Below are 11669 nucleotides of genomic sequence, written 5' to 3'. Positions count from 1 at the left end.
AGATCATAATGTTTATGCTTGAGTAGTTGTCTAGCGAGATGGCTGCTCAATAAAAGATAGGATCTAGGATAGGAAAGATGGACAATAAGATTATGAGTAAAGAAGAAGCTTATAGCTTTCTTTATGCATTTTTAGGTTTAATCACCTACACCATTTCAATGTTTTTCTTATTGTATCAAAAGCAAAAAGGAATAATTTTTGTAGAAAACTTGGCTACTATAAATAGTGGTATTGCATACTTTATTTGTGCTTACTGTTTTATGATTCCCAAACTTAACAAGCATTTAAACAGGGATGGGGCAAATATTAAAGAAAGAATATTGTTGAAATTATTTGGCAATCTTACCTGCTTTATTATAGGAACATTATTATCGGTAATGTTCTTTATAGTGGTTTTATAATTTATCAGGCGTTTCGTTCGCTATTTACTGACATCCAGATAGTAGGTGATTTAAGCAATTTACATCATATCTTGCGATTTCCGTTGAATTAAGATTAGAAAATTCCTTAATACTCGCTACGCATCCAATATTAAAAAAGGTCTTAAATTAAAGCCAGCCGTGTATACAGGGCAGTGCGGCTGGCATTTAGCATCTGGTCAGAACGTTCCTGATCCAGCTCACAGCGTGCCAGCGTGATAGCACCCACCATATCTGCAAATACGGAATAGCTAAGGGCATTTGCATCAGTAAAGCCTGCGTCGGCCAGATACTTGGTCAGCTTGCCCAAAAGCTCTTGCATCCCATTAGCAAATGCCTGTTGACCCAAGGGTGCAAGCTGGGTTAACTGTTGAGCAATAGTTGCCAGAGGACAACCTTCGGCGCGTTTGTCGCGATGCAGGCCAGACAGATAAAAACTGATATACGCTGCAATGGCATCCTTACCCGTATGGCCTGCCACGACCTGATCAAAATAAGCCAGACTTTCAGCAAACATGTGTTCAATGGCTGCTGCGATCAATTCATCCTTGGTTTTAAAATGGGCATAAAAGCCGCCGTGGGTGAGGCCAACCTGCTGCATCAGTGAGGCCACGCTCATCTGTTCAGGACCCTTGAGCCGGATGACCTGCGCTGCATGACTGATAATTAATGCATGGGTACGAGCCTTATGTCCATCGTTATAACGCATGGGTAGCGCCTACTAAAATCATGGTTAAATGCCAGTGTGAGTATTAAGGGAGATTTAACATAGTGCAGGCTAGTTTCACTATCAGGCAGTTTGCCTGTGATGATTGCCAGCCCGCACACTGGTTTAACTAAATATGCTATACCGCTTCTAAAATGGTGGCAATTCCCTGGCCGCCGCCAATGCACTGGGTGGCCAGTGCATATTTGCCACCTTCCCGTTGTAACAATTGTGCTGCCTTACCGGTAATGCGTGCCCCGGTAGCGCCCAATGGATGACCTAGCGCCAGTGCACCGCCATCCAGATTAACCCGGCTGCGGTCAATGCCTAATTCACGCAGGCAGGCTACCGCTTGTGAGCCAAAGGCTTCATTGATTTCAACCACATCTATATCGGCAATGGTTAAGCCTGCCCGGGTAAGGGCTTTTTGGGTGGCAGGCACCGGGCCAATCCCCATCAGTTCTGGCGGGCAGCCTGCCACCGCGGTGGACTTGATCTTTGCCAGAATAGGCAGGCCATGCTGCTGGGCAAATTCAAGTGAAGTAACCAATACCGCACTGGCGCCGTCGGTCAGCGGGGAAGAGGTGCCAGCGGTAACACTGCCATGTTCATCAAAAGCTGGTTTTAATGCAGCCAGCCCCTCAAGACTGGTGGATGGCCTTAGACACTGGTCCTGGTCTACCAGTACACCTTCAGGGGTGGTGACCGGAATAATTTCATCCTGAAGTTTACCGGCTTGCTGCGCACTGGCGGCCTTATGCTGCGATTCATAGGCCAGTTGTTCCTGATCAGCACGTAACACCTGATACTGCTGGGCCACATTTTCAGCTGTTTGCCCCATCGTTATATAAGCCTGTGGCGCGCCTGGCTCAAAAAATTTAGGATTAGGGTTCATGCTTAAACCGCCTTGCGGCACCATGCTCATACTTTCTACCCCGGCTGCAATAAACGCATCACCTGCGCCAATAGCAATTTGCCCAGCAGCAATATGAATGGCATACATGGATGAACCGCAAAAACGGTTCACTGTTGTGCCTGCCACTTCTATCGGCAAGCCTGCCAGCAACGCCGCATTACGGGCAATATTGTCCCCTTGAGTGCCTTCAGGATAAGCACAACCCATAATGACATCTTCAATCAGATGTGGGTCAATGCCAGTTTTTTCGATTAACCCCTTTAATACAACCGCTGCCAGATCATCTGGGCGGACAGTTGCTAGTGCACCCTTGCGTGCAAAGGTAAATGGGGTACGCACATAACCGGCAATCACAGCTTGAGTCATTTTGATTCTCCTGAAGCCTAACTTCATTTATATGATGATCATAATATAATCTCATTATTCATTACATGATAGATATCATATAAAGTAAGACTGACTATGCAGTCACTGTTTATCCAGCTTGGAAGAAAATCATAAATGGCAAAAACCGCTTTGTTGTTAAAAGGATCTCATATTTGTTGTTTGAGTTAGACCTTAAATATAAACTCGGCAGTAGTGCAAAGTTGTGGAGCTGGTACAGTAAATACCTCGGTGTTAGGAACCTTGCGCTGTGTACCTGGGGACAGTGGCGGCTCATGGTTTGCCTTAAACGTTGCATTTGGTGTTCAATCCGCCTGCTCTTGGAAGGATGCCGATAAAACCATTGCCCGGACAGTGATTTATACCAGTGTAGATTTTCTGGCAGATATAGGAGCACAACTTGTTTATCAATAATCAACTTAAGTACTGTGGCACATGTGCTGTACTAACGCTGCTGACTGCATGTCAGCAGCCATCACAACCCCAACAATCTCAGCAGCCACAATCTCAGCAGCAAGCGAGCAAGGCAACAGTGAATATTCCTGTTTATGAGTACAATGGCATTTCTGCCTCTGCACGTTTAACAGGAATATTGACCCTAAAAAATGGCTGTTTATATGCTGATGGTTCGCTTCTGATTTTTCCTGAAAACTTGGTTAAATGGGATGAGGTGAATCAGATTCTTACGTATATGAACCGCAATTATCGAATCGGCCAGCAAGTGGATTTTGCTGGTGGCAGTGGCAAGTTTAAAAAAAACGCTAATCGCATTAAGTACTTAAATCCACAATGCACTGAAGAATATGTGTGGCTTGTGGGATAAATGTGTTAACCCTACTGCGGCTATAAGCGCTGCATAGGGTTACTCAAAAAATGCACGGTACCCTGTTTAAAAAGCTGCATTATTGGCTACATTGGGATCAATCATGCATTCTTGTACTGATGCCAACTGTCGGGCATAAGAATAGCCAAAATACTCCGCAGTGCCCTGCTTATAGCCAGCTTTCTATGGCAAATAGTCCACAACTAATAGTGGGATAAGTGTCAATAAGAAAAAAAGAAAATTACTACAATGAGTGTGGTAATTCGGATTAGTTATTCTATTGACTCCTAAACCAGTGAACTACTTCTTTATTAAAGAACAGAAAGTATAATGCATATATATACAATGGAATCGTAATCAGAAAATCCAGTTGATCTAGTATTGTATTAGGCACATGGTACACAAAGACCGATAACGCACCAATTGCGGTAAGAACCGCAATCAGCAAAAGTACATAACGTGCAGCGTTGCTCCTATGGCCTAGCTTATAAGGAATAATGGCAATCAGTGTACTGATAATGAATGTGATTAAGAAAGTTCCTACTAAATATATTCCTATTACTGTTCCAAAAAGATTCAGCAACACCCGGATGATTAAAGAAAACCAAATGAGCTTTATCGCTAACCTGACTGGTTTTGGCATGGCAATGACCTTGAAGTTATCTTTTTTGGTGAGCAAAACTTAGTGTCTGGCTTTACTCAAGCTCTTTTGATTTATTGATGGATCTATGATCAAAGTAAGAGCATTAATAGAGTGACAAATCAGCATTTTTAAGTGAGCTATGGCACCACAATATAATAAAACCTTAATCCCCTAGTGATTGGCTCATAGTCCATCAGCTTATAATGAGGATTGTTAATAAAAAACTCCGACATTTTCATCAGCAACAGCTGCATATTGATACTATTTGAAAAGTAAAGCTCTTGATGTTGCATGTTAAAACCACATCCTTGTTCTAGACAAAGTCATACCAAAATCAATTTTTCTAAATCGTCAGTACCATAATGGACGTAAAAGTATTCCATTACATCCACGCTGACAATAGGTTGTGCATTATATTTACTTCTTGAGCGTGATCATCATAATGAGCTTTTCTAAATGGCTTGATGCATAAAACATGTAGTTCGATGTATGATTTTACGAAAGTTGAAAAAAATAAAAGATTGAATGGGTGCCTGGAACAAAAGTTCCAGGCAAACTATCAAGCCACCATCAACCCTGCCAGATCCAGTGCCCGTTGCTTAATCACCGCACCATTACCAAACCATGCCGACTCCAGCCGGTGATCAGTACTTTTAGCCTTGCGCTCATGATCGACAAACTCAGTGACACTGTTGAGTAGTCCAAATGCAGTACCCTTGGCAGAATCCAGCATGGCACCGCGTCCATGGCCTTCAAACAATGACTTGCACTTGGTCATGGCACGTTCGTTAAAGCTGCTGCTAATCGGTGCTGTCTTGTCATTAAATACCTGCCACAGATACCGGTCTACCTCAGCATTTTTCACCTTACGTTTGGAAAGCTGGTTGAGTTGATAGATGTATTCATCCCAACTTGAGATGGAAATACCCAGTTGCTGCTTGACGCTTTGCGCATCAAACTTGGTGTTGTGCGGGACTTTCACCATGCCCTGATTGTTAAGTGAATTAGATGAATTGCCTAGTGCCTTACTCTGCCTTAGTGCAATGGCAAGGGTGTTATTACACACCACCCGGATACTAGTGAACTGGGCGGTAGTGGCCATCGTGCCATCACAGGCGGTTGCCAAGAGGATATAGCCGTTAGACACATCCTTGCCCTTAATGCTGGCTGATTGCCCGGTGCGTGCCAGTGCCCATAGCTTCTTGCCGCCTTTAAGTACCCCGGCAGTTTCCAGCTCAAAGTCAGCCTTTATCGTTAAGTCCCGGTAGAACTCAAGGATCTCGCGGGGCTGTACCACCTGATAGCGCTGACTCACCACCGATAGCGGTGCCTGGTTGTCAGAACGGTACAGTACCTGTTGTTCATCAAAGGACAGCAGGATATCGCACTTGGGATGCTTGCCTATTGGTGCCGGGCTTGAGCTAAATCCTGAGGCTGTGATATCAGCGCCATCCAAATTGGGGAGCTTGGTCAGGTAATGCACTGGGGATGCTTCAATCGTCCAGTCCATGCCTGCCTGGCGTGCCCAGACCTCGATGGGTTGTCGTGGGGTCAACTGGTTGCCAAGGCCATGCCAAGGGGTAGTGCCGGTAAAGGCTATTGAGTCAATTAGATGTGCCATAGGAAATAGTCCTTCATTGAGTTTGGTTAAATTACAGATAAACGGGTTCCCACCGCGTCATGTGAATGCAGTGTCAATGGATGGGTTTAAGGAAGATTGGGTTTAATGAGACAGCAGGTTGAGTGATGTTATTAGCTAACATGAATTAATTAAATGGATTTAAGGTAAGATAGCTAAAACCCTAATAGGGCTAATCTAAACCAACTCAGGTTGGTTCAATTTACTAAATGCCAAAGTGCCTAAAGCACTGGCCACAATGGCGGCACTGGTAAGACCGCAGTACCGTGGTTTTGAGGGCTGTGCAAATCAAGGGTACAGATACCGTACAGGTCAAGCCGCCAACTAGGCTACCGATCACAAAGCCCGAGGTCATTCCGGCCATGGGTGAGACCAGGCGGATCTTACGGCCAATGGCAGCACCTGCCAAGGCATACTGACCCACATGCTCACATAGGCGTCGGATCTCTAAAAAGGCATCCTGTAGTACTACGGCCTTCGGGATAGATGCGGTGGCGTGGGTCTGGGAAGAGTGACAGTGGGGACAGACTGGTTTTTTCATAGAGAATCTCCTTACGGGTTAAATGAAATCTAGCTACAAATATTACGGACATAAAAAAGCCTGCAAATGCAGGCTTTTTTCATACCGGATTAGGATGTAATGAGTGATTTAGCATAATGACAAGAGATATCGTAGTATATGCACAGTAATGTTATATATCTCATTTATTTTTGAATTAAAAAGTTATAGTGTTTTTAAGCTACCCCAAATTAATCCAACTGTGATTAAAATAATCACATAGCGTTTCTTAAAGTGAAGTTGTTTATCTAACCAAAAGGTCTTAAGCTTTATAGTAGAGGATAGTTGGCAGAATTTTTTAATTTCAGTGTTAATTCCCCAAATATTGATAAACCCAACTAGGCAACCAAAGCCAATAAAAAGCATGATTGACCGCCACATGACGAAATTAAAAAGATCCACATATTTATATTGCGTTTTGAATTGATCAATTTTCTCTATAATTAAATTGAAATTATTGAAATCATCTATAGCTAGAAAAAGTAACAAGGGATACCCTAATGCTAAACCGAGTAATAAAAGCCGAGCTATGTCTCTTCGATATATAATCTGTTGAATAGAACCATCTTTATGATAAAAAACATCAAATAAAAAGAAATAGGCATGCTTTATCCTGATAATCCTTTTTATATTTGAGGTACCCCAAAAATACTTTACTTCATAGAATGAAGTATATTCATTTTCTGCGTAGTATTGCGCAGCTTTATGTTTGACTTCTATGGGAAGAGATTCTTCATTTTTTTGGTCTTGAAGAAGATAGTGGTTAAAATTTTTTGCGTGATCTAACTCTTCTCTTAAGCGCTCCCTTGAAGTCTTTTTAGGATGCTTAAGTGCAATAAGTGTTGTGATAACGGAAAAGATACCTGTAATGATAGCTACCCACATAAATAATCCCCTTACATAGAGATAAGAATATTTTATAAAATTTCTGTACCAATTTACTTTTATTAAAATCCTTGATGAATATAGTCAAACCAAGCATTATCAAAGTTAGTAGTATGACCTTGTATTGGAGGGGATATGGCTTTACCCTCATAAATATCCTGCCAGCTTGCCCCTGAAAATTTTTTATTAATTCTTAGATATTGAAACATCATTTGGCCATATGATGTAGTGAGTATATTATTTATAAATTCCTGAAAAGATGTAATGTACTCTTTAGTGCCTGTAGGACCTGGATGGTAAGAAGTACCATATTTCTTTATATAAAGTGGTTGGAGCCTATCATATATAAGTTCAAAGGTCGCGCCTTCTTTGTCTGGGATAAAACCAATTTCATCCAAAAATAATGTTAAAAATAGCATACTTTTTTTAGTTTCATTGTCAGGACTTAAAAGAAGTGAGTATTTATTAAATATTTTCTTAATCTGCCGGGCTGAAGGATGAAAAGTAGCACACAGCCAGCATGCTTCTCTAAATAGACCTGATTGCTTGGCGTCAGAAGGTGGATATAGGCCTAGCTCTACTAGATATTGTTCAGTAATAGCTTCATATGAGATTTGTTTTTTTTGCTCTTCTGTAGATAATAGTACAGTAAAGTCAATGAACTTATCCAAATAATAATTCTTGCTTTGAAAACCATAGTAACTATTAATGGATTCACATAACTGAGCTTTATGCATTGCTAAGACAAATACAATTTTTGGCGTATCAAAAAAATGTTTTATACGTTCTATAAGGCGAATAGAGAATTCGGGCTTACAACGATCTAGTTCGTCAATAATAAAAATCAATGGTTTATCAAGTTCTTTAGAAAGTTCTTGAAGTTGATGTTTAAAACTATCTAAAGTTCTTTTCTCTGCTTCATGATTTTTGACGCGTTCCTCAAGATGTTCTTTAATTTGCTCATTTATAGCTTCGGCAAACTTCTCACCTACCTCACCACTATTATCTTTTACATCTTTAATAATATCACTTGCACCTTTAGAAATAGCACCTGCACCTATTAGACTCATCGTTAAATGAAATAGAAGCATTGGTAAATTAGGTAGAAGGGCATGATAGGCTGCAACAGCTTTTTCCCTAAGCTTAACACCTAGCCCGGCTTTTTCCTTTTCAAATCTTTCCGCAATTTCAGTGGCGATGATGATAAAAGGATCTTCAAGATAGTCATTAGAAAATGCATCCAAATAAATAACTTGATGTCCTCTGTGAGTTAATACCTTTTTCCAATGATGAACAAACCAAGTTTTTCCTGCGCCCCATTCTGCATCAATTGCTAAAGTTGCCCCTGCCTCTAAGCGTCCTACATAATTAGTTAATTGATTTGATAAAGCTTCACGTTTCCATAAATCACCTTCAAAAGGAACCTCTATATTACTAAAATCTACTTTTGGTAAATTTACTCGTCTATTAACTGTCATTTTCTATCCCTGAAAATATTCTCAAACATGCGGCTTGGTTTATAGCTATAGTAATAATGAGCATAGCTATAAACCTATTAAAATTCTAGGAATGTAAAATATTTAATGGCTAGTCTTGATGGCATTTAGAAGCTCTCAATACTAGTTCTTTATGCAGTTATTTCTTCTTGCTCGTTTTATTACAGTTTTTGATGCTGTGAATGCCAGATCCACCACCGCCATCTTCTTGTAAAAAGCCTGAATCAGAATTCACCACGATACAGGCCCCCTTGTTTAGGTTGTACTTGTGCAGTGAGTTCACCACACCTTCCGGCAGGGTGTACAGGTTTAATGCCACATCTCCTTTACTGGTCTTAAAGAAGATGCCTTCCTCACCATAGGTGGTTTTACCGGTTAAGGTAAAGTGTTCAGTTTTGGCCTGCGCCTGATGGGTTGCCAGTAGGGTGGTTAGTGCAATCAGTATGGCGGCGTTGTAACTTGTGTGTTTCATGGTAAATCCTTATCTATTGATATTTATGCTTTAGGTCAGCTGGTGGTTTAAATCAGCTTGCGGTTTGAGAGATCAGTACAGTGTAAAAACGCTGCTAATTAAGTTGTCCGAACAAATTGCTTAAGGCCGCTCATCATCACCAATCTCACGCAGGTTAATGTCACTGATGTTTTCCGTGATGTTGGAGGCACAGCGGATATTGGCGGCCTGTTTGCCATTGATCAGCACATTTAAGCCATACTCCTCACCACCATGGTTACGGTGGTTAGCCTGGTAGGCCACATAGGTGGTATTGCCACGTGGCAAGTACACTTCATTCCACTCGGAAGTGGTCATGCCTGACCACAGGTATTTATAGGCACGTGCCTTGGGCAGGCTAAAGGTCAGTTCCGGTTTATTAGGCTTGCCAAAGGAATAGTTGAGGTTACTCCCTGCATTACAGATATCGACCTGCTTGCCCTTTGCTGTGGTACAGGAAAACACCGTACTGGCTGCCGAGGGACAGGCGGCCATGGCTGTCGTCGTGCCGGATAAAGCCAGCAACAGGCCGGAAGCCAGTAACAGGGTATGTAGTGGCTTAAATGATCGGATCAATACATGGCGACTTGACAGTAATATTAGGCCAGACTGGTAGGCGGTTGTTTGACGGTTGGGTTGCAGGATCTTATTCATGTCTATTCATTCCTTTATGGTTGTGATGTTGGGTTGTGGTGTTAGTTAAAAATCAGTGGTGATGGTTACGAACAGCTACTGCCACTCTTCAGCAGAGGTGGCCTCGGTGTTATCAATTACCCAGTTAACCTCATGGCGACTTAACGCCAGTGTGGTGGTCAGGATATGCAGGTAGTGGTCAAACTCATCTTCTGTAAACTCATTGATCAGCATGAGTTGTAATGACCATTTGACAAGGAGCTTGCGGCTATCCATGCTGATGCTGGGTAGCATGCGTGCCAGCTGCTCGGTGGTAATGGTCAGGTTAAACGGGCATTGCTTCATGCGTTGCTCGAGGCGTACCTGGGAATCCGGTGGCATGTTGGCAAAGCAATGCCGGATATAGCGCACACTGGCGGTATTCCACTGCCCACTCTTGAACAGGCTAAAAAAGATCAGCAGGTCAATGAGCGGCAAGCCCTTGCTAAAGGGGTCGGTCTGCTTAGGCGGTGATGGGGCAAACGGATCAGGCTGTCCAAACGGATCATTCTGCCCTTGCGTAGAAGTTGCAAATGGATCATGGCCTGCTGCCTGTCCAGCATAAGCCTGGTTTCCACCACCCTGCTGAGGGTGATGATGGTTGCCAAGTCCAGTGCCTGAACTAGCTGGAGTACTTCTGGTATCCGGCATACTGGCCAGCTCAGCCAGAAAGCCAGTAACCAGCTGGACAAACAGTTTCATGCTATGGCCAGAAGGCTTGGTCATGCCACTGACATACTGGCCATTGACATACAGTCCACCATTTAGGAAACCACTGCCAAAGTGAATGCTCTGAATGGTGTTGAGTGGGAACTGCTTGGGTGCATCCATGATCTGCTTGCAGTACAGGTGGGTTGGGGTTAGTGCCAGTCCTTCCCTGGCACTGCCAAATACGGTGTCATCAATCAGCACTACCACATCATTGGGACTAATGCCTGCCGGGATAAAGGAGGACAGTGCGCCATGCAGCTTGCCATGCGGGATGTTGGGTGCGATGTAGACTGCATCATCCTGGTTTAGGGTGGCGGTCACTGGGTTATTGTGAATGTAGTGATAAAGGCTGGTCATAACAAAGTGTCCTTACTTGCCATGGAAGATCAGCACGCTGATAGGCCAGGTCAGGCCACGGCCCAGGTTATAGGGATAACTGCGATTTGAGGTAGTGCTACAGGCCTTGAAGTACACCGAGCAGATCAGGGCAATGATGATGTAGCCTGCAATGAGTTGGTTTTTCATGCGGTATCCTGTCCCCGGTTAAGCCTGGCACTGCATGGCAGCACGCTGCATGACATTTAGGAAGTCTTCCGGGAACTGCATCTGGCCGGTACTCATCTTTTGCATCAAGTCAGCTGAGTAATGCTGCTCAAGCTTGTCATAGGCACACTTGCAGACCGACTTGCTGGGGCCGCCATCCGCATGGCAACCCTGAACAAACTGGTCCCTGGGGCTACTGGAGCATGCCGATAGGCCGAGCATGGCAGAGAGCAGCACTATGGAGGTGAAATGGTTCATGGGGTCCCCTGTATTTCTTGTCTATCTCGTTCTTGGTTTACTTGGGTATCAGGCATAGCCATTCATAAAGCAGCGCGCATGTATATGCATAACCCGTCCCACCTGAACTGCTAAGGTCAAGTGCACTGGATTAAAAATGGCTAAGGCTGTTAGGGAAACGCTGGATACTGAACAGGAAGCAGGGGAGTGTCTGGAAACCTAGATTTAGGGAGTGCAACAGAGGCCTGAACAGGCAATAAAAGGGCAGGGGTAATAATCGTCATGGCTGAATCCTATATGATTAGAAGTTCTGCCAGATCACTGTCAAATGATGGGTGGCAGAACGAAAGGGGTTGACAGACTGGACATATAGAAACCAGCACGCGCGAACGCGTCCCCTCCCGTTCCACCGCAGAGGGGTGCGAGAAAGGCACACGTAATACACCAGCATAAGCCGGAAGAATTACGCGCTATATGTACGGTCTGTCAAAACCGACTGGCAATGTAGGCCAGCCTGCCAAGCATAATCACGAATGAAAGCCCCGT

15 protein-coding genes are annotated in these 11669 nt (G+C 43.5%); 3 read left to right on the top strand and 12 right to left on the bottom strand.

Annotation, left to right across the window (positions count from 1 at the left end):
• Positions 1-77 precede the first annotated feature (77 nt).
• On the top strand, positions 78-401 hold the full coding sequence (locus Q337_RS0107435; protein WP_026471063.1) for a hypothetical protein: 324 nt from the start codon (positions 78-80) through the stop codon (positions 399-401).
• A 142-nt stretch (positions 402-543) separates the two neighbouring features.
• Here the strand turns inward: Q337_RS0107435 and Q337_RS0107430 are convergent, their stop codons facing one another.
• Both Q337_RS0107430 and Q337_RS0107425 read right to left on the bottom strand, forming a co-directional pair.
• On the bottom strand, positions 544-1128 hold the full coding sequence (locus Q337_RS0107430) for a TetR/AcrR family transcriptional regulator (protein ID WP_026471062.1): 585 nt from the start codon (positions 1126-1128) through the stop codon (positions 544-546).
• A gap of 136 nt (positions 1129-1264) precedes the next feature.
• Positions 1265-2407 (bottom strand): thiolase family protein, encoded by a 1143-nt coding sequence (locus Q337_RS0107425; RefSeq protein ID WP_026471061.1) that lies wholly within the window; start codon positions 2405-2407, stop codon positions 1265-1267.
• Between the two features lie 213 nt (positions 2408-2620).
• Between Q337_RS0107425 and Q337_RS18800 the strand changes: the two genes are divergently transcribed.
• Both Q337_RS18800 and Q337_RS0107415 read left to right on the top strand, forming a co-directional pair.
• Positions 2621-2839, top strand: a complete 219-nt coding sequence (locus Q337_RS18800; protein WP_228133092.1) for a S1 family peptidase — start codon at positions 2621-2623, stop codon at positions 2837-2839.
• Entirely contained in the window at positions 2826-3248 is a 423-nt protein-coding gene (locus Q337_RS0107415) for a hypothetical protein (RefSeq protein ID WP_051526649.1), read from the top strand. The genes Q337_RS18800 and Q337_RS0107415 overlap by 14 nt, the downstream gene beginning before the upstream one ends.
• 277 nt (positions 3249-3525) lie before the next feature.
• Here Q337_RS0107415 and Q337_RS0107410 read toward each other — a convergent pair whose 3' ends face one another.
• The 10 genes from Q337_RS0107410 to Q337_RS0107360 all read right to left on the bottom strand — a co-directional run bounded on the left by Q337_RS0107410 (position 3526) and on the right by Q337_RS0107360 (position 11144).
• On the bottom strand, positions 3526-3891 hold the full coding sequence (locus tag Q337_RS0107410) for a hypothetical protein (RefSeq protein ID WP_156935727.1): 366 nt from the start codon (positions 3889-3891) through the stop codon (positions 3526-3528).
• 559 nt (positions 3892-4450) lie between these two features.
• Complete coding sequence (locus tag Q337_RS0107400; protein WP_026471058.1) at positions 4451-5512, bottom strand: DUF932 domain-containing protein; 1062 nt, start codon at positions 5510-5512, stop codon at positions 4451-4453.
• A gap of 223 nt (positions 5513-5735) precedes the next feature.
• On the bottom strand, positions 5736-6071 hold the full coding sequence (locus tag Q337_RS0107395; RefSeq protein ID WP_156935726.1) for a hypothetical protein: 336 nt from the start codon (positions 6069-6071) through the stop codon (positions 5736-5738).
• A gap of 183 nt (positions 6072-6254) precedes the next feature.
• Positions 6255-6974 carry a hypothetical protein gene (locus Q337_RS0107390; protein WP_026471056.1) on the bottom strand — a complete coding sequence of 240 codons (720 nt, stop codon included), beginning with the start codon at positions 6972-6974 and terminating at the stop codon, positions 6255-6257.
• Positions 6975-7036: 62 nt separating this feature from the next.
• Entirely contained in the window at positions 7037-8452 is a 1416-nt protein-coding gene (locus tag Q337_RS17085; RefSeq protein WP_051526648.1) for a KAP family P-loop NTPase fold protein, read from the bottom strand.
• A gap of 157 nt (positions 8453-8609) precedes the next feature.
• Positions 8610-8942 carry a hypothetical protein gene (locus Q337_RS0107380; protein WP_051526647.1) on the bottom strand — a complete coding sequence of 111 codons (333 nt, stop codon included), beginning with the start codon at positions 8940-8942 and terminating at the stop codon, positions 8610-8612.
• Positions 8943-9062: 120 nt separating this feature from the next.
• A complete protein-coding gene (locus Q337_RS0107375) occupies positions 9063-9614 on the bottom strand; it encodes a hypothetical protein (RefSeq protein ID WP_026471054.1) in 552 nt (183 codons plus the stop codon).
• Positions 9615-9689: 75 nt separating this feature from the next.
• Positions 9690-10700, bottom strand: a complete 1011-nt coding sequence (locus tag Q337_RS0107370; protein WP_026471053.1) for a hypothetical protein — start codon at positions 10698-10700, stop codon at positions 9690-9692.
• Between the two features lie 12 nt (positions 10701-10712).
• Positions 10713-10868, bottom strand: coding sequence for a hypothetical protein (locus Q337_RS18925; RefSeq protein ID WP_169733746.1), 156 nt, complete (start codon positions 10866-10868; stop codon positions 10713-10715).
• A gap of 18 nt (positions 10869-10886) precedes the next feature.
• Positions 10887-11144, bottom strand: coding sequence for a hypothetical protein (locus Q337_RS0107360; RefSeq protein ID WP_034279251.1), 258 nt, complete (start codon positions 11142-11144; stop codon positions 10887-10889).
• Positions 11145-11669: the final 525 nt, after the last annotated feature.

The sequence above is a fragment of the Alkanindiges illinoisensis DSM 15370 genome (assembly GCF_000619845.1).
GTDB classification, from domain to species: domain Bacteria; phylum Pseudomonadota; class Gammaproteobacteria; order Pseudomonadales; family Moraxellaceae; genus Alkanindiges; species Alkanindiges illinoisensis.
Note: the sequence above shows the minus strand (reverse complement) of the source record. Positions and strands in the feature narration are given on the sequence as shown.

Excerpts from the sequence above, each read along its gene's own strand:
- Q337_RS0107380 (WP_051526647.1), bottom strand. The coding sequence starts at position 8,942 with ATGAAACACACAAGTTACAACGCCGCCATACTGATTGCACTAACCACC.
- Q337_RS0107390 (WP_026471056.1), bottom strand. The coding sequence starts at position 6,974 with ATGTGGGTAGCTATCATTACAGGTATCTTTTCCGTTATCACAACACTT.
- Q337_RS0107410 (WP_156935727.1), bottom strand. The coding sequence starts at position 3,891 with ATGCCAAAACCAGTCAGGTTAGCGATAAAGCTCATTTGGTTTTCTTTA.
- Q337_RS18925 (WP_169733746.1), bottom strand. The coding sequence starts at position 10,868 with ATGAAAAACCAACTCATTGCAGGCTACATCATCATTGCCCTGATCTGC.
- Q337_RS0107425 (WP_026471061.1), bottom strand. The coding sequence starts at position 2,407 with ATGACTCAAGCTGTGATTGCCGGTTATGTGCGTACCCCATTTACCTTT.
- Q337_RS0107430 (WP_026471062.1), bottom strand. The coding sequence starts at position 1,128 with ATGCGTTATAACGATGGACATAAGGCTCGTACCCATGCATTAATTATC.
- Q337_RS0107435 (WP_026471063.1), top strand. The coding sequence starts at position 78 with ATGGACAATAAGATTATGAGTAAAGAAGAAGCTTATAGCTTTCTTTAT.
- Q337_RS17085 (WP_051526648.1), bottom strand. The coding sequence starts at position 8,452 with ATGACAGTTAATAGACGAGTAAATTTACCAAAAGTAGATTTTAGTAAT.
- Q337_RS0107375 (WP_026471054.1), bottom strand. The coding sequence starts at position 9,614 with ATGAATAAGATCCTGCAACCCAACCGTCAAACAACCGCCTACCAGTCT.
- Q337_RS0107370 (WP_026471053.1), bottom strand. The coding sequence starts at position 10,700 with ATGACCAGCCTTTATCACTACATTCACAATAACCCAGTGACCGCCACC.
- Q337_RS0107395 (WP_156935726.1), bottom strand. The coding sequence starts at position 6,071 with ATGAAAAAACCAGTCTGTCCCCACTGTCACTCTTCCCAGACCCACGCC.
- Q337_RS0107400 (WP_026471058.1), bottom strand. The coding sequence starts at position 5,512 with ATGGCACATCTAATTGACTCAATAGCCTTTACCGGCACTACCCCTTGG.
- Q337_RS0107360 (WP_034279251.1), bottom strand. The coding sequence starts at position 11,144 with ATGAACCATTTCACCTCCATAGTGCTGCTCTCTGCCATGCTCGGCCTA.